The organism is Rheinheimera hassiensis (genome assembly GCF_022436675.1).
In the GTDB taxonomy this organism is placed as follows: Bacteria; Pseudomonadota; Gammaproteobacteria; order Enterobacterales; family Alteromonadaceae; genus Alishewanella; species Alishewanella hassiensis.
Genome location: NZ_JAKUJZ010000004.1, coordinates 274,383 through 292,320 on the forward strand (window position 1 = coordinate 274,383; position 17,938 = coordinate 292,320).

Annotated in this window: 11 protein-coding genes; 7 read left to right on the forward strand and 4 right to left on the reverse strand. The window is 53.5% G+C overall.

Annotation, left to right across the window (positions count from 1 at the left end; translation table 11 throughout):
• Positions 1 to 7 precede the first annotated feature (7 nt).
• Both MJX74_RS09995 and MJX74_RS10000 read right to left on the reverse strand, forming a co-directional pair.
• Positions 8 to 619 carry a DUF502 domain-containing protein gene (locus tag MJX74_RS09995; RefSeq protein ID WP_240222722.1) on the reverse strand — a complete coding sequence of 204 codons (612 nt, stop codon included), beginning with the start codon at positions 617 to 619 and terminating at the stop codon, positions 8 to 10.
• An 85-nt stretch (positions 620 to 704) separates the two neighbouring features.
• Positions 705 to 1,121, reverse strand: coding sequence for an RrF2 family transcriptional regulator (locus MJX74_RS10000; protein WP_240222723.1), 417 nt, complete (start codon positions 1,119 to 1,121; stop codon positions 705 to 707).
• Between the two features lie 174 nt (positions 1,122 to 1,295).
• Between MJX74_RS10000 and MJX74_RS10005 the strand changes: the two genes are divergently transcribed.
• The gene (locus tag MJX74_RS10005; protein ID WP_240222724.1) at positions 1,296 to 2,195 is read left to right on the forward strand and encodes an NAD(P)/FAD-dependent oxidoreductase; all 900 of its coding nucleotides are present in this window, start codon (positions 1,296 to 1,298) and stop codon (positions 2,193 to 2,195) included.
• 24 nt (positions 2,196 to 2,219) lie between these two features.
• Here the strand turns inward: MJX74_RS10005 and MJX74_RS10010 are convergent, their stop codons facing one another.
• Positions 2,220 to 4,613, reverse strand: coding sequence for a fatty acid cis/trans isomerase (locus MJX74_RS10010; RefSeq protein WP_240222725.1), 2,394 nt, complete (start codon positions 4,611 to 4,613; stop codon positions 2,220 to 2,222).
• Positions 4,614 to 4,785: 172 nt separating this feature from the next.
• Between MJX74_RS10010 and recC the strand changes: the two genes are divergently transcribed.
• From recC to MJX74_RS10030, 4 genes are all read left to right on the forward strand, one after another.
• Positions 4,786 to 8,199, forward strand: a complete 3,414-nt coding sequence (gene recC / locus MJX74_RS10015) for an exodeoxyribonuclease V subunit gamma (RefSeq protein WP_240222726.1) — start codon at positions 4,786 to 4,788, stop codon at positions 8,197 to 8,199.
• Positions 8,196 to 11,909 (forward strand): exodeoxyribonuclease V subunit beta, encoded by a 3,714-nt coding sequence (recB, locus tag MJX74_RS10020; RefSeq protein WP_240222727.1) that lies wholly within the window; start codon positions 8,196 to 8,198, stop codon positions 11,907 to 11,909. The genes recC and recB overlap by 4 nt, the downstream gene beginning before the upstream one ends.
• Positions 11,899 to 13,812, forward strand: coding sequence for an exodeoxyribonuclease V subunit alpha (gene recD / locus MJX74_RS10025; RefSeq protein WP_240222728.1), 1,914 nt, complete (start codon positions 11,899 to 11,901; stop codon positions 13,810 to 13,812). The genes recB and recD overlap by 11 nt, the downstream gene beginning before the upstream one ends.
• A 132-nt stretch (positions 13,813 to 13,944) precedes the next feature.
• Positions 13,945 to 15,408, forward strand: a complete 1,464-nt coding sequence (locus tag MJX74_RS10030) for an NAD-dependent succinate-semialdehyde dehydrogenase (RefSeq protein WP_275692739.1) — start codon at positions 13,945 to 13,947, stop codon at positions 15,406 to 15,408.
• A 50-nt stretch (positions 15,409 to 15,458) separates the two neighbouring features.
• Here the strand turns inward: MJX74_RS10030 and MJX74_RS10035 are convergent, their stop codons facing one another.
• Positions 15,459 to 16,319 carry a YicC/YloC family endoribonuclease gene (locus tag MJX74_RS10035; RefSeq protein WP_240222729.1) on the reverse strand — a complete coding sequence of 287 codons (861 nt, stop codon included), beginning with the start codon at positions 16,317 to 16,319 and terminating at the stop codon, positions 15,459 to 15,461.
• A gap of 125 nt (positions 16,320 to 16,444) precedes the next feature.
• Here MJX74_RS10035 and rph point away from each other — a divergent pair, with 125 nt between their 5' ends.
• Positions 16,445 to 17,158, forward strand: a complete 714-nt coding sequence (rph, locus tag MJX74_RS10040) for a ribonuclease PH (protein ID WP_092789284.1) — start codon at positions 16,445 to 16,447, stop codon at positions 17,156 to 17,158.
• Between the two features lie 50 nt (positions 17,159 to 17,208).
• The gene (gene pyrE / locus MJX74_RS10045; protein WP_240222730.1) at positions 17,209 to 17,856 is read left to right on the forward strand and encodes an orotate phosphoribosyltransferase; all 648 of its coding nucleotides are present in this window, start codon (positions 17,209 to 17,211) and stop codon (positions 17,854 to 17,856) included.
• The last annotated feature ends 82 nt before the right edge of the window (positions 17,857 to 17,938 follow it).

Here is a 17,938-nt window from a genome sequence, read left to right on the forward strand (position 1 = left end):
AGCTTTTTTAACGTGTTGATGAGCCCGGCGCTTTAGCGCTACCTAAACCGCCACTGAGCACAAGTTGCAAGGCTTCGGCGGGTTTCATGTCAATGTTCCGCGTGCAGCTGCGGGGTATGACAATGGTATAGCCACCAACGTTGTATGCCATTGGAATAAATACCGCCAGTTGCTCGTCCTGCATCAGCGAAGACATTCGATCATGCGGCTGGCCGCCTTGTTTGGTAACAATGCCAATTAACTCAATTTCAGACGAAGGCAACTTCACCATTACCACCGAGCCGTCGGTAAAGTTTTTGCCTGACATCACATCAATAATGTCCTGCAGCATGCCATACACCTGCTTGGTGCCGGGCAGCTTCATTAAAATTTTGCCGGGCACCTGCCATAACCAGTTAAAGCTTGGCCAGCGTGAACTGTAGCCAATGGCAGTGCATACCAGTAAAAACCCCAGTATTGCCATGCCCGGCAGATACCATTCACCCGGCAATACCACTTGCAACACCGGGTTTAATACTGTTTCAACCGTTAACAGCAGCCAGCGTAGCAGCTCGATAGTGATAACCAGTGGCAAAACAATGGCCAGGCCTTTAAATAAACTTTTAACAATGATTTTCATCAGGTTCTTATCAGGTTTTAGTAGTGCAGCTAAACAACGTGGTTGCAGCATAACAGTTATGCAAAGCGCTGCGCCAGCGCGCGTATTACCTGGGCGTATAACCTGTGGCCAATTTATCCAGTGTTACCTCGCCAAAGCGTTGCAGAACAAGAGCTTCAGCTTCTTGTAATACATCATCAATCGCCAGATTTACCGCTTTTTCTATCGGGCAGTGATTGTGCTCGTCAGTTAAGCCTATGGTAAATAAAGAGCTTTCACTTAGTGAACGGTGAATATCCAGCAGTGTGATCTCGTGTAGCGGTTTGGCTAATGTCCAGCCTCCGCCATGGCCTTTTACGGCACTGACATAACCTTGTTCGCGCAGCAACGACATGGTGCGGCGCACCACCACCGGGTTGGTGTGCAGCATTAGCGCCAGTTGGTCAGATGTAACGGCCTGTTGCAGCTGATGCAAATGCACCAGCACATGCAGCATGCGCGATAAGCGGCTGTCTTTTCTCATTAGTTACTCTTTAAGCGCTGTAGTGGCGGCTATTCTACCGCAGTTTTAAGATACTTTTAGTGTTACAAAAGTTGTTTTTATATTTTATGTAACTTATGATGTTTCTTAAATTGGCGCCTTAATACACTGGTCGCTTAATAAGGGCGCTGTTTAATACAAAAGTGAGGTACACAGATGATATGGGATGCAATAGTGATAGGAGGCAGTTTTGCCGGGCTTTCGGCGGCTATGCAACTGGCGCGTGGCCAGCGCCAGGTGTTACTGATTGACGCCGGTGAGCCGCGTAACCGCTTTGCGGCACAGGCGCATGGTTTTTTTGCTGCCGATGGTGCTGAGCCCGGTGAGTTACGCGGCCGCGCCTGGCAACAACTGCTGGTATACCCCACAGTGCAATTCCGGCAAAGCCGGGTTAGCAGTGCGCAAAAGCTGGCCGACGGTAACTTTTGTATCAAGGATGAAACTGAGCAGCAATATCAGGGCAAGGCGTTGATCCTGGCTACCGGGCTTACCGATACCTTGCCGGATATACCGGGTTTGGCGCCGCGCTGGGGTAAGTCGGTTATTCATTGTCCGTACTGTCATGGTTATGAGTTTCGCCAGCAACCTATAGCTGTTATTGCCGCCGGCGAGGGATCGATACATCAGGCGGCTATTTTGCCGGACTGGGGCCCGGTAACCTATTTTAGCCAGGGTAAGTTTATGCCAGACGCCGAGCAGCTGGCGTTGCTAAAGCGCCGTGGCGTAACGCTGGAACACACTGCCGTAACGGCGGTAGAAGGTGAAGGCTTTGATATCAGCTATATGCTGTTGGCAGATGGCCGCCGTGTGCCGGCAAAGGTAGTGTATGTGGCACCGAAAACGGCCTTTGGCCATACGTTGGCGCAGCAACTGGGCTGTGAGCTGGAGCAAGGGCCGGCTGGCGCTTACATTAAAACCGATGCTATGCAGCTAAGTTCGGTAGCCGGTTTATTTGCTGCCGGTGATATGGCCAGCCCGATGCATAACGGTATGCTGGCCGCAGCCGCCGGGGTTAAAGCCGGTGCGGCGGCACATCGTTATCTGATGTTAGGTTAAAATCAGCTCTGTTTGCTCAACCGGCTACCTGTTTTCCAGCCGGTTGTAGTCCAGCCAGCCGCTGTCTACCGGGTGCCGGCGCATAAACAGTTGGTTAAGTTTGTCACTAAAGGCCCAAAAATCGGCGGCGCTGCGCCTTACACCAAAGTTATCCAGCAGTTTGGCGTAATCCTGCTCGCTGTTTATCTGCTCTGCCTGCGTTACCAGCTTGGCTAAATCAGTTTCTTTTACCCGCCAGAATGCATTGGGGTAACTGCCCAACAGGCCGTGCACTAAGGTCATATTGTCCTGTGCCGGGTTGCGGTTGTTTTCTTCGGCAAACAGGCTGTTTACATTAAAATGGGCACTATTGCGTACAAGGGTAAACAGTTCGGCGTCTTTGCCATTTTCCGGCTGCAGCATAATCATGGTCAGTTCCGGCAGTATGGCGGCGCTTTGGCCTTTAATCTGGCTTAAGCGTTGTAATAATGCTTTGCTGTTATTGCCCAACCGGCTGTTTTGCAACTGGTAGCGCTGTGGTTGTACGTCAGCTAAGTGCTGTTGCAACAACTGATACAGCTCAGCTTTAGGTGTATCCGTTTTAAAGCGGATACCGCTTGGCTGGTTAAAGGGGTTTATATCGCCTTCAATAAATTTAGTCAGCTCAGGGCCGGATTTTTGATACCAGTCTTTAAATTCGCTGCGGCGGGTGTCTGGCGGTAAAAAGGCCAGAAAGTTCGACTCACCCTCCATGCGTAAAAAGTCCATATATAGCCGTGTCATCAATTGGTGGCCATAATTGCCGTATACGTCAAAACCGGCCACCAGTAAGTAGTGAATACGCTCCAGCAGCACATAGTCTATAACCCAGGCGGTTTTGGGGGGCTCGCCGATCAGGCCTTTTACCACGGTAGCGTTATCAAAATGGCGGAATACCGTCAGGCTGGCATTAGGGTTGTCGCCATCGCCATGCCAAATTCCGGCTGGTGTAAGGTGTTGGCCATCTTTTAGAGCGTTATTCATAAAATTGCTGCGGGCTCTTAAGTAATTGCCCTGGCGCTTGGCGTAGGCCAACCAGTTTGTTGCCATGGCACTGCTGTTATCTTCTGCCGGCAGGCGTAAATTGTCCTGCTGCGACAGGTAAAATGCTTCTACGTCGCTTGCGGTGGCCAGTTCCGGATCAACAAAGTACACCCAAAAGTGATCGTTTATCACGTTCAGCGCTACCTGGCCGCGGCACACCGGGCCTTTGATATAACCCATAATGGTGTTTTCGGCCCGTTCCAGCATAAAACGGTAGCGCGCATTAACCGGCAGTTGCACAAAAGCCGTAAGCGGGTTGGCTGCAACTTCAGGCTCATAGCCCGGTAATGCACTAACCTGGTAGTCGGCTTCAACAAACCATTGCTGCCATTTGGCCAGCAAATCAGCGTTAATGTCGTAAGGCTGATGGGTTTTATTGACGATGGTAGAGAATACCGGCTGTAAACGGTAATACACCCGCTTTACACCCGGAGCGTCAAACGGACGCCGGGCGGCAATAATTTCAACCGGCTTACCGGGTGGTGTTTTTGAGCGCACCAAATTATAAAACTGTGGTGTTTGTTTTTCAGTGTGCAGCGCACTGAAATACAGATGCGAGGTAAATAAATGCTCGTAGATATACCGTGCGCTAAGTTGCATGTTCAGGTTGTCGGCATTTAACCACTGCTCAAGCTTACTGACTTCAGCCAGTTGGTCATCGGGCAGGGCGGCGGCATCAGGCATAGCGGCGCCTTGTGCCAGCCAGTTAAGCAGCAGTTGGTGTTCTTCTGTACTTAGCCCCGGCAGGCCGTAGGGCATGCCGGCAAGTGGCTGGCTGGCAGCGTAATGCTCAAACTCTTCGGTGGTTGGGCAATGCTGCTCGCCGTTAAGGCTAAAATCAAACTGTTGCGGCAAAATTTTGCTGTCGGGTAGTGGGTGTTGTTGTTTAAGCAGCAGTAACTGCGCCAATACCGATGCCTGCGTATTGGCCTCAGGGCTTTGTTGGCGCTCATTTAATACTGGGTAAAAACCACGCTCGCGCCATTGTTGTGGCGTAACCGCATCAATAAACAAGCGGTTAGGTTGTGCTGCCAGTAAACGCGAGCCTTCGTATACTTTTTCTTTGCTGGCACCACGCTCAATACCTGCAATCGACGTCATATTTAGTTGGCAGGGCGAGTCGTAGCAGGCATGGCACACCACACAACGGGATTCGATTACCGGTTTTACCTGGTTGTGGTATAAATCGTCTAATACTGAGTCTGGTTTTGCCGTGTTTGCCAGCGCGGCTCTGTTATCGGGAGTGGCGGTGCCGTAGCGTTTATTTAAATCTAAGCTGGCCAGTGCGGCACAGCCGGCACAGACTAATATCACAATAACAACCAGCGTTTTCCATGATGTGGTTCTAAGCGCCATTTTTTCTCCGTGTGGCCGTGCTGTTTTGCCGGCGTAATCGGCCAATATTAATGCCAGATGCCGGCGGATGCAAAAATTGCAGGCACCGGACGTGTTGCCGTTACAGCCCCGCATTCTCAAAAGCGGGCCGCTGTGCTAACCTGCCGCCATAGTGTTTTACCAGAGAATTCGCATGCCAGAGCCCGGTTTTGTTGTGATCCACGCCAATCAGCTGGAAACGCTGCGCGAGCTACTGGTGCAATGGTTAAGTGCACACCCTGTGCCGGTGCTGGGCACAGAAGAAATTCTGGTACAAAGCAATGGTATAGCGCAGTGGCTGAAAATGGCGCTGGCCGAAACCAGCAACGGCCACCCCGGTATTGCCGCCGGTTTGCAGGTAGAGCTGCCCAATCAGTTTGTCTGGCAGCTGTACCGTGCGGTGCTGGGCGATACCATTCCGAAAAGCCTGCCGTATGACAAAATTAACCTCAGTTGGCGGTTACTTGGCTTATTACCGCAGTTAACGGATGAAGTGTATGCGCCGCTAAAACGCTATTTACAGGACGACAGCGACGGCCGTAAAAGCTACCAGTTGGCGCTGCGGCTGGCCGATTTATTCGATCAGTATCAGGTATACCGTGCTGATTGGCTGCAAAGCTGGCGCAGCGGTACCAACCTGTTACCCAACAGCAAAAAACAGCAGGTGCCGGATGATCAGCTATGGCAACCTGCACTGTGGCGTCTGCTGCAAAGCCAGTTAGCCGGTGTAGTGGGAGATTCTGCTTTTTCCAGCCGGGCCGATGTACACAGCATGGCATTGTCCGCACTGCAGCAGGGTAAGCTGGCCAGGCCGGATTTACTACCTGACCGCATTGTCGTATTTGGTGTGTCGTCGTTACCACAACAAACGGTAGAGCTACTGGCGGCGCTGGGAGCACAGCGTCAGGTACTGCTAACGGTGCTAAACCCGTGCCGCCATTTTTGGGGCGATATTACCCACGCTAAAGATGAAATGCGCGCCGCGCAAAAACGCCACGGCCGCAAACCGGGTTTACCGCCGGTGCTGGATACCGATGCCCTGTATTTACATGCACCTGTGCTGCTGGCAAGCTTAGGTAAACAAGGGCGCGATTATATCAGCCTGCTGGATGCGTTTGATCAGAGCGAGCACTATCAGCACTGGTTTAATGGCCGTATCGATTTATTTTCAGAACCGGTAGCCGACATCAGCGCATTGCCGGTACTGGCACAGTTGCAGCAAGATATGCTGGAGCTGGAGCCCACCCCGGTGCCCAAGCGTGTGCTGGTAGCGAATGACAGCAGTATCAGCTTTCATATTGCCCACAGCCGCCAGCGCGAAGTAGAAATTTTGCAGGACAACCTGATAGCAGCCTTTGCTGCCGACCCGACACTTAAACCGCGTGATGTGATCATCATGACGCCGGATATCAGCCTGTACCAAAGCCATGTGCATGCGGTGTTTGGCCGCCTGACACAGGACGATGCGCGCTTTTTGCCTTACACCTTAGCAGACCAGAGCCTGCGCGGCAGCCAGCCCTTAATGGTGGCGCTGGAATATCTGCTGGACTTACCCAGCCAGCGTTTTACCCTGACCGAAGTCTGCGATCTGCTGGACGTACCCGCTATTCAACGGCGCTTTGCTATCAGCAGTGACGCTCTGCCGCAGTTACGACTGTGGCTTAGTGAAGCCGGTGTGCGCTGGGGTTTGGATAGGGAACAGCGCGCCAGCCTTGATTTAGCTACGCCCGGCAATAGTTACAGTTGGATGTTTGCCATTGAGCGTATGTTGCTCGGTTTTGCCATTGGTGATGTGCCTTTGTGGCAAGGCCGCTCGCCCTATGCCGAAGTGGCCGGTTTAGCGGCTGCTGAACTTGGCCCGCTGCTGCAGTTTATTCAGCAGTTAAAGCGCTGGCACTTAGTGCTGAGCGGTAATGCTACACGCAGCCTGACAGGTTGGCAGCAACTGCTGTTAAGTGATGATGGTTTGCTAAACAGCCTGTTTGATTTTACCGACGAGCAGGACCAGCTTATTTACGCCCGCTTAAGCCAGGGCCTGGCGCAGTTAGTCAGTGCAGCGCAAAGTGGTGATTTTAACGGTGAGGTCCAATTGACCGTGCTGCGCGAAGCCTGGCTGGAACAAGCTAGCAGCAGCGGCTTAAGCCAGCGTTTTTTTGCTGGCAGCCTGACATTTTCTACCTTAATGCCGATGCGGGCTATTCCGTTTAAGCGTATTTACCTGCTTGGCCTGAACGACGGCGATTACCCGCGCTCACGCATGCGTGACGATTTTGACTTAATGGCCAGTGACTATCGCCCGGGCGATCGTTCGCGCCGCGACGATGACCGCTACCTGTTTTTAGAAGCGCTGCTAAGTGCCCGTGAAGCGCTGTATTTAAGTTGGGTTGGCCGCGATATCCGCAATAACAGCGAGCTGCCGCCCAGTGTGTTGCTAAGCCAGCTGATGGACTTGCTTGATAGCGGTTGGCAGCATCCGTCGGGGCACAAAATGTCGCAGGCATTGCTGCATAGCTACCCGTTACAGCCCTTTTCGCGGCAATATTTTAACGGCAACTACGCCACCTATGCTTATGAGTGGCAAACGGCACATCATGCGGCGCCGGCTATTACGGCAACCAGTAACCAGAGCGACGAGCTGCCGCTGCTGAGTATCCGCCTGCTGGACGACTTTTTAGCCAACCCCTGCCGGCATTACCTGGCGCAGCGCTTTAAAACCCGCTTTTATTCCAGCGAGCTGGCCAGCGATGATGCCGAACCTTTTGTGCTCAATGCGCTTGAGTTATATCAGCTAAAACAGCAGTTGCTGCAGCAGTTGCTGGCCGATCCGCAGCTGGATGTCGACGCGGCTATTGCCCAGCTGGCGCGCGAGGCAAAGCTGCCACTGGCGCTATTTGGCACCCTTAGCGGCGCTGATATTGGCCGCGAAGCCAAAGTGGTATTTGCCCGCTATCGTGCCGCCGGTATTGACTGGCAACGTAAAAGCACGCCGCTGAAACTGGCACTGAAGCTGGATCTGCATAGCGGCAGCATAGCGCTGAATGACAACCTGACTAATGTCTACCAAAGCCCGGCGGGTCAGCCGGCGCTGTTGCTGCTGCGGCCAACGGCTATTCGCAATAAAGGCGAGCTGCGTTGGCATACACTGCGCAGCGCCTGGTTGCAGCAACTGGCCGCCAATGCCCAGGGTGAGGCACTAAGCACCTGGCAGTTCGGCCTGGACGACGCCGTGCAGCTGTTGCCACATAATCAGCAGCAGGCGGCTGCGCAATTAACTGCACTGGTGCAATACTGGCAGCAGGGCCTTGCGCAACCCTTGCCGGTAATGCCCAAAACTGCGCTGTGCTATGTGCAAACGCAGGACGAAGCCAAATGCCGTGAGCTATTTGAAGGCGGCTATAATTTTAACGGCGAGGTAGAAACAGCCCCCGAGCTGCAGCGATATTATCCCGATTTTGCCAGTTTACTGCAGGCCGGTTTTGCCGACTGGGCGCAAAAGCTGTATGGCCCGCTGCTGCAAACCAAAATAGCCGGTGACGACAGCGGCGAAAACCAGCGGAGCAACGCATGAGTACGGTAATCAACCTGGATGCGTTAACCTTTCCACTGCATGGCAGCCGCTTAATTGAAGCCAGCGCCGGTACCGGCAAAACCTATACGCTGGCTGCGCTGTATTTACGCTTAGTGCTGGGCCATGGCGCTAGCGTAGCAGACGGCAGCGCCAATACACAGCAGGCCACCAGCGGTTTTAACCGGCCGCTGTTACCGCCGGAAATTCTGGTGGTTACCTTTACCCGCGCCGCCACAGCCGAGCTGCGTGACAGGATCCGCAGCCGTCTGGTCGAGGCGGCTACAGCGTTTCGTCAGGGCAGTGCTGAAGATCAGTTTCTCGCCGGCTTACTGGCAGAGTATCAGCCACAGCAGTTTGCCGCCTGTGCGTCGCGTTTAAGCAGCGCAGCCGAATGGATGGACGAAGCGGCTATTTTTACTATTCACGGCTGGTGTCAGCGCATGCTGGCAGAGCATGCCTTTGATTCCGGCATGAGTTTTGGCGAAGCACTTAGCGATGACAATCAGCAACTGTTGCATACGCTGGCCTGTGATTATTGGCGCCGTTTTTTATATCCGTTAACCGACGCCGCCATATTGCACGAACTGGGTAATGTGGCCAAAACACCGCAAGCTTTACTGGATGATGTAAGGCCCTGGCTCCAGGCCGATGCCATAAACCTGTGCTTTAATGCGGCCGGTGCACCGCTGCCGCAACCATTAAGCCCGCAGCAGGCGGCAATGCCGTTGCTGCAGTGGCAGGAACAGCTGGACAGCCATTGTAAACAATTGCAGCAGGCGCTAAGCCCAGACGCTTTGCAGTTACTGGATGACGCCTACGCCAACGGCTGGTTAAACGGCAACAAATACCGCGCAGCCAGCTGGCCGGCGGAACGGCAGTGGTGGCAGGCTATGCTGGCTGAGCCGGCGCTGGTAAATAACCGTGAAGCCGATTTTGCCAAAATGGTACAAAAATTCAGCGCTGCCAGGCTGGCCGACGCACAAAAAAAAGGCCAGCCGCTGCTTAGCCACCCGCTATTTGACTTATTTGAACACACCACAGCCTTGCTGGATAACAAACCGGCACTGGCGTTAATTGTGCGCCATCATGCTGCGCTGTGGTTGGCGGCTGAGTTTGCCCGGCACAAAAAGCAGCAGGCCGAGCTGGATTTTAACGACTTACTGCTGCAACTGTACCAGGCGTTACAGGGCGACGGTGCCGAAGTACTCGCTGCCCGTATCCGCGCCCAGTATCCGTTTGCCATGGTAGATGAGTTTCAGGATACCGATCCGCTGCAGTTTGCTATTTTCCGCGCCATTTACCCCGACGTTAACAGCAGCGCCAACGCCCTGATTATGGTGGGCGACCCCAAGCAAGCGATTTACAGCTTTCGCGGCGCTGACTTACACACTTATTTAAATGCCCGCAGTTTAACAGCCGGGCGCCATTACAGTCTGGGCACCAACTTTCGCTCTACCGGCGCGCTGGTAGACAGTGTTAATCAGCTGTTTGCCCGTGCAGAGCAGCAGCACGGTGCTTTTGGTTTCGGCACCGCTGATACTACAGCACTGCCGTTTTTACCGGTTAAAGCCAAAGGTAAAGCTGAGCAGCTACAGTGCGACGGCAAAGCCGTAGCAGCACTGAATTACTGGCTAAGTGATATGGAGCCTGCCGGGCTGAAAAAAGGCGGCTACCAAAGCTTAATGGCAAAAGCCTGCGCCGATGAAGTGGCCGGGCTATTGCTGCAGGCTCAGCTTGGCAATGCTGGTTTTGCTGCCAGCGGCGAAACGCTTAAGCCGGTGCAACCGGCTGATATTGCTATTTTGGTGCGCGACAGAAACGAAGCAGCGTTAGTTCGGCGTGAGCTTAGCGCACGCAATGTGCGCTCGGTGTATTTATCGGATAACGAATCTATTTTCCAAAGCCAGGAAGCCATAGCCGTGCTTGGCTGGCTGCGGGCTTGCCAGCAACCGGAAGATGAAAGCCTGCTGCGCGCTGCACTGGCCTTGCCGCTGGCCAATAACAGCGATGCACAGCTGCACTACTGGCTGAATGACGAGCTGGCCTGGGAGCAACTTACCGAGCAGGTACGCGAGTTTCGCCACATTTGGCGCTTTAAAGGCGTGCTGGCGATGTTAAGCGCCTGGTTACATTATTTTGCGTTACCGGCAAAATGGCTGGCGCTGGAGCAGGGCGAACGGCGTTTAACCAATGTGCTGCATTTGGCAGAGCTTTTACAAAGTGAAAGCCAGCAGCGGGATGGCGAAAGCGGTTTGCTGCGCTGGCTGGCTGAACAGCTGGATAACCCGAAAAGCGCCGATGAGCAGCAGTTAAGGCTGGAGAGCGATCAGCAACTGGTGCAGGTGGTGACGATCCATAAAAGTAAGGGCCTGCAATATAACCTGGTATTTTTGCCTTTTATCTGTGGCTTTAAAAATGTGAAAAAGGGCCAGCCGCAGCGCTATTTTGATGGCAGCCAAATGGTGCTGGATTTAACCCCGGACGATACCGCGCTGGCACAGGCCGAACACGAACGCTTACTCGAAGATATCCGCCTGCTGTATGTGGCATTAACGCGGCCGGTATATGCTTGCTGGCTCGGCTTAGCGCTATTTAGTGAAGGCGCAGCGAAAAAAAGCAAACTGTCGCAAAGTGCCATAGGGTATTTGCTTGGCGTGCCGGAGGAGCCCGCCCTTAGCGATTTGCAAGCCGCTTTGGCAACACTGCCGTGGCAGCAACAGCCGTTGCCGCCGTTTTGTAAGTTTACGCCGGATGCGCAACTAACCCAGCTAACACAGACACTTAAACTTAGCGCACCGTTAAAGCGCGAACATTGGTGGATAGCCAGCTACTCGGCGCTGCGCACCGGTAATAAACCGGCACCTGAGACGAATACTGCGGCGAGTACAGCCGCACTGGCCGCTGATACCGCGCTGGATGCGCTGCTGCAGGAAGAAGCAACCGAGCCGGTAGCGCACAGCGAGCAGCAGTTATCGATACACGATTTTCCGCGCGGCGCAGTGCCCGGCACCTTTTTACACCAATTGCTTGAAGATGCGCAGCAGCAGGGCTTTGCTCAGTGCGACAGCGTTTTTATCAGCCAGTTGCTTGAGCAAAGTTTAACGCAACACCATTGGTTGCAGTGGCAAAACGTGTTGCAAAGCTGGCTTACACAAATGCTGCACGCGCCGTTACAGCAGGTTGGGCTTAACCTGACACAGCTGCACAAGGTGCGTGCCGAGTTGGAGTTCTGGCTGCAAAGCTGTGCGGTTAATGTGCTTAAACTGGACACGCTGATCACAGTCGCCGTGTTGCCGGGTATGCCGCGCCCGCCGCTGTTGCCCGACACACTGAACGGCATGCTTAAAGGTTTTATCGACTTAACTTTACAAGGCGCAGATGGCCGCTACTGGGTGCTGGATTATAAATCAAACTGGTTAGGCCCGGCAGACGCCGACTACAGCCCGCAAACCATGCAGCATACCGTGCTGGATAAACGCTACGATGTGCAGGCGGCTCTGTATATGCTGGCGTTGCACCGGCTGTTAAAACTGCGCCAGCCCGGCTACCTAAAAGCGCCAGAGCAATATATTGGCGGCGCGCTGTACTGGTTTATCCGTGCGCCAGAGCCAGGCCAGCTGCTACTCAATGCTGATATTAAGCTGCTGCTGCAATTAGATGGCTTATTTGCCGGTGAGCCAGTAATTTTGGAGGCTGACAATGCAGTTTGATTTATTCACCGCACCAGGCAGCACAAACAATGCCCTGACTGAACCGGGCCAGATGCAGGCGCTGTTGCAGCGCTGGACAGAGCGACGCTGGCTACGCGCCTTAGATGCACAGTTACCGCAAACCCTGCATCAGCTTGCCGCCGAGCCCAACCCACTGGTTTGGCTGCTTACCGCCTTGTTATGTCATCAGTATGGCCGCGGCCACAGCTGTATTTTGCTGCAGGATTTACTGAACGATCCGGACGGCTTACTCAGTTTGCCGCCGCAAAACCAGTTTTTACAACGCTTCAGCGATAGACCCTCGGCCATTTTGCAGGGTTTAACATTGCAGGATTATCGCACCGCGCTGGCACAAAGCTGCTGGCTGCAAGGTGAGAGCGGCGCGCCCTTGGTATTGGCCGACGAGCGCCTGTATTTGCACCGGCTGTATCAGGCCGAGCAGCAGGTAAAGCAGCAGATCAACCGCCAGGTCAGCACAGTGCTACCGCTGCCCGTTAATATTGCTGAGCAGCTTGAGGCGCTATTCCCGCCAACCGCAAAAACTGAACCTGACTGGCAAAAACTGGCCTGCGCTATGGCGCTGCAGCGGCGCTTTGCCATTATTACCGGCGGCCCGGGCACCGGTAAAACCACTACGGTGGTAAAACTGCTTGCGCTGCTGCAAAGCACTACTGCCAGCCTGACGATCAAATTGGCGGCACCAACCGGTAAGGCCGCTGTACGCTTAACCGAATCCATCAGTGGCGCGCGGGCTAAACTTTCTACGCAGCTATTGCCGGAGCTGCTGGAGCGTATTCCTACCGAAGTCACCACCTTGCACCGCTTGCTGGGCGCGGTGCCAAACCGGCGCAGCTTTAAGCACAACAGCGATAACCCGCTGCAACTGGATGTGCTGGTGGTTGATGAAGCCTCAATGGTTGATTTAGAAATGATGGCAGCGCTTTTGGCTGCTCTGCCTGAGCGGGCACAATTGGTGCTGCTGGGTGATAAAGATCAGCTGTCGTCGGTGGAGGCCGGCTCAGTATTAGGCGATTTATGCCGTGGCGCGGATCTTGGTGGTTACAGCCGCGATACGCTGGCGCTGCTTACGCCTTTTAGTGCGTTACCGCTGGCAAAATGGCATGGCGACGGCACTGTGCTTAACCAGGCCACCGTTATGCTGCGCCACAGCCATCGTTTCGATGCCAGCTCTGGCATTGGCCAGTTGGCTGCAGCGGTCAATGGGGGAGATACCTGTGCGCCGGCATTATTTGCCCGGTTTAACGACATTACGCTGTTAGAAGGTAATTCGCCGCAGGCATTAAAAGCCACAGTAGTGGCAGGTTACCGCCAGTATCTGCAACTGATGCAACAGCCGGCAACGGAGCGCGAGCAATGGGCCGGCGCGGTGCTTGGCTGTTACAGCCGCTTTCAGTTGCTGTGCGCGCTGCGCAGCGGTGATTGGGGTGTGGAGGGTTTAAACCAGCAAATCAGCCAGTGGCTGAGCAGCGCTGGCTTAATTGATGCGCGCCAGCACTGGTACGCCGGGCGGCCGGTAATGATGCAGCGCAATAATTACAGCTTAGGTTTAATGAACGGCGATATCGGTATTACGCTGTTCGACCCGCAAAGCGGCCAGTTACGGGTGGTATTTCAGCTTGCTGACGGCAGCTTAAAGTGGGTGCTGCCCAGCCGTTTAACTGAGGTAGAAACCGCCTTTGCCATCACGGTGCATAAATCGCAGGGCTCTGAGTTTACTCATTGCTGTTTAGTGCTGCCAGCGGATAACAGCCCGCTGCTAAGTCGCGAGTTGCTTTACACCGGCATTACGCGGGCTAAGCAGCAGTTTACATTGTTATGCACCAACCCGGCGTTATTACAGCAAGCCATAGCCAGGCGTGTAGCACGCAGCAGTGGCCTTTAACTCTATGGTTGCGAAGTGGCGTCTAACTGCACTGACGCTGCTTTTTCGCGCCCGTACCCGGAGTTGGTTTAATTTGCGGTTCACTTGAGTATGCTAACATGCAGTTACAGTCTCAGCTTAGCGGAGGAACGTATGCAGCAGATCATGCAACAGCTCAATAAAAGCCTGATTAAACAGGGCTCCTACATCAACGGCAACTGGTTACAGCACACTGAAACCTTTGATGTGGTGAACCCGGCCAACCAGCAATTACTTACTACAGTTGCCATCGCCGGAGCCAACGAAGCGCAGCAAGCGGTAGTGGCGGCAGACAAAGCCTTTGCCGGCTGGGCTGCTAAACCGGCGGCAGAGCGCGCACAGTTGCTGCAAAGCTGGTATCAGTTGGTAATGCAGCATCAGGACGACCTGGCCCGGCTACTTACGCTGGAGCAAGGCAAGCCGTTTAGCGAGGCTAAAGGCGAAATTGCTTACGGCGCCTCATATTTGCAATGGTTTGCCGAAGAAGCTAAACGCTTATACGGCGATACCATACCGGCACCATCGGCTGACAAACGCATTATTGTGCAGCGTCAGCCGGTCGGGGTTGTAGCAGCAATTACGCCCTGGAATTTCCCCAATGCCATGCTGGCGCGTAAAGCTGCCGCAGCACTGGGGGCTGGCTGTACTTTTGTGGTGAAACCCGCGCAGCAAACGCCTTTATCGGCGCTGGCGCTGGCTGAATTAGCCCACCAGGCCGGTATTCCGGCCGGTGTATTTAATGTGGTAGTGGGCACCGATGCTAAAGCGATTGGTGAGGTATTTACCGGGCACGCCAAGGTCGCCAAGTTCAGCTTTACCGGCTCTACAGCTGTGGGTAAGCAGTTGGCAAAGCAATGCGCCGACAGCGTAAAGCGTGTAACAATGGAGCTGGGCGGTAATGCGCCCTTTATCGTATTTGACGACGCCGACTTAGACGCCGCCGTACAGGGCCTGATGGCGGCCAAGTTTCGTAATGCCGGCCAGACTTGTGTCTGTGCCAACCGCATTTTAGTGCAGCGTAACGTTTATCAGGCCTTTGCCGACAAGTTAGCCATAGCCGTTACTCAGCTTCACGTTGCTGATGGCCTGGCTGCAGATAGCCAAATTGGTCCGTTAATTGATGGCAAAGCCGTAGAGAAAGTAGAAAAACTGCTGCAAAGCGCGCTGGATGACGGCGCCAAAGTGCTGCTGGGCGGTAAAACACACAGCGCAGGTAAACAGTTTTTTCAGCCCACTTTGCTGAGCGATGTCAGCGCGGATATGGCCATCAGCCACGAGGAAATTTTCGGCCCGGTGGCGCCGCTAATGGCGTTTGACACCGAAGCCGAAGCAATAGAGTTGGCCAACAGCACCGAATATGGTTTGGCAGCGTATTTTTACAGCCGCGATATCGGCCGGGTGTTTCGTGTGGCGCAAGCTTTGCAATTTGGTATGGTGGGTATTAACGAAGGCATAGTGTCTAACGCTGCTGCGCCTTTTGGCGGTATTAAGCAATCCGGCTACGGCCGCGAAGGCTCTAAATACGGTTTGGACGATTACACCGATATAAAATACCTGTGTTTGGGTGGGCTTAATTAGATATTACCTCAGCCAACCAGCGCAGTATGCTGGTTGGTGAGAAACCTGTGTTATTCAATATTCTGGATCTGCTCGCGCATCTGCTCAATTAACACTTTAAGCTCCACCGCGGCATTAGTGATCTCGGTGCTGATGGCTTTGGATGACAGCGTATTCGCTTCGCGGTTAAATTCCTGCATCATAAAATCTAACCGTCGGCCGCAGGCGCCGCCTTTTTTCAGCGTGTGGCGGGTTTCTTTGATGTGGGCATCGAGGCGGTCGAGCTCTTCGGCGACGTCAGATTTTGAGGCTAAAAACGCCATTTCCTGCTCTAAACGGCCTTGTTCAATATCGGCTTTAATCTCGTTTAAGCGGTTTACAATACGATCGCGCTGCCACTGCATCGCTTGCGGCAAATGCGTGCGCACAAAAGCTACCTGCTCGCCAATGGCGGTTAAACGCTGTTGGATCATGTCTTCTATCGCCACCCCTTCACGGCCGCGGCCGGCCAGAAAGTCTTCCAGTGCAGTATCAAAACCGGCCAGCAGTTCGCCTTGCAGCGCGTCTAAATCTTCCGTTGGGGTTTCCATTACGCCCGGCCAGCGCAGAATGTCGGCAATGTTTAATTGCGCCTGTGGGGCTTTTTGCAGCAGTTGCTGAGCTTTTTGCAGCAATTGTTCGGCGAATACTTCGTTTAACGTGAGTTCGCCAGCGGCCTGGTTTGCATGGTAGCGCAGGTTAACTTCTATTTTGCCGCGTTGCAGGCTGTTACGTAATTTGTCGCGCAGCAGGCTTTCTAAGCCGCGAAACTGCTCTGGCAGGCGAAAGTAGGACTCCAGGTAACGCTGGTTTACCGAGCGGATCTCCCAGTGGGCGGTGCCCCAGCTGGCTTTGGTTTCGTGACGGGCGAAGGCGGTCATGCTGTGGATCATAATGAATTCTCTGGCGACAAATAAACACCGAGTATACCGCAGGTTCGGCGAATTTGGCGAATAGATAGCCCTTGCCGGCTTTAACACTTATAATGGCGGCCATTGTTAATTTCAGGAGTGCAGCTATGCGTCCAAGTGGCAGAACCGCCAGTCAGATCCGTCCCCTTACTTTTACCCGTCAATTTACCGCTCATGCTGAAGGCTCAGTATTGGTTGAATTTGGTAATACCAAGGTAATTTGTACCGCCAGCGTAATTGAAGGTGTGCCACGCTTTATGAAGGGCCAGGGCAAGGGCTGGATCACCGCTGAATACGGCATGCTGCCACGCGCCACCCATACCCGTAATGACCGCGAAGCGGCACGTGGTAAGCAAGGTGGCCGCACCATGGAAATTCAGCGCCTTATTGGCCGCGCACTGCGTACCGCAGTAGATTTAAAGCTGCTGGGTGAAAACACTATTACTATCGACTGTGATGTCATTCAGGCCGATGGCGGCACCCGTACTGCGTCTATTACCGGTGCTTGTGTGGCCCTGGTAGATGCACTGAACCATATGCGTGCTAAAGGTATTATTAAAACCAACCCGTTGAATTTTATGGTAGCTGCGGTATCAGTTGGTATTTATAAAGGCACTGCGGTGGCCGATTTAGATTACGCCGAAGATTCAAACGCTGAAACCGATATGAATATCGTGATGACCGAAACCGGCAAAGTGATTGAAATTCAGGGCACGGCTGAAGAAGCGCCGTTTAGCTTTGAAGAAATGCAGCAAATGATGGATTTAGGCAAACACGCTATCCGTGAAATTATCGACGAGCAAAAGCGCGTGCTGGCTTAAGACTGTTTTAAGGTGCTGAGGTAATAATCTTTGAAGGTAAAGATCAGGCTATGAAACAATTTCAAATTGATTTTATTGAATTTGCGCTGTCGCGTCAGGTACTGAAGTTTGGCAGTTTCACGCTGAAATCCGGTCGTACCAGCCCGTACTTTTTTAATGCCGGGCTGTTTAATACCGGTGGTGATTTAGCCAAACTAGGCCGCTTTTATGCTGCTGCTTTGCAGGATAGCGGCCTGCAGTTTGATGTGTTGTTTGGCCCGGCGTATAAGGGCATCCCTATTGCCACCACTACAGCTGTAGCATTGGCCGACCATTATAACCGTGATGTGCCGTACTGTTTTAATCGTAAAGAAGCGAAAACCCACGGCGAGGGCGGTAACTTAGTCGGCTCGCCGCTTAAGGGGCGCATTATGCTGGTGGACGATGTTATCACTGCCGGTACCGCGATCCGTGAGTCGATGACGCTGATACAGGCGCAGGGCGCTGAACTTACCGGTGTGTTGATTGCACTGGACCGGCAAGAGCGCGGCCAGGGTGAGTTGTCGGCGATCCAGGAAGTGGAGCGTGATTTTAATACTAAAGTCATCTCAATTATTAGCCTGCCGGATTTAATCAGCTATTTGGCCGATAAGCCGGAAATGGCACAGCATCTGGATGCGGTAAAAGCTTACCGCGCACAGTATGGTGTTAATGCCTAAAGTACCACGAAGGCTTGTGAGTCAAGTGTCAGGTGTGCTTTCGGAACAGCGGCATGGATGCCGCGCAGGCTGAGAGGGCACA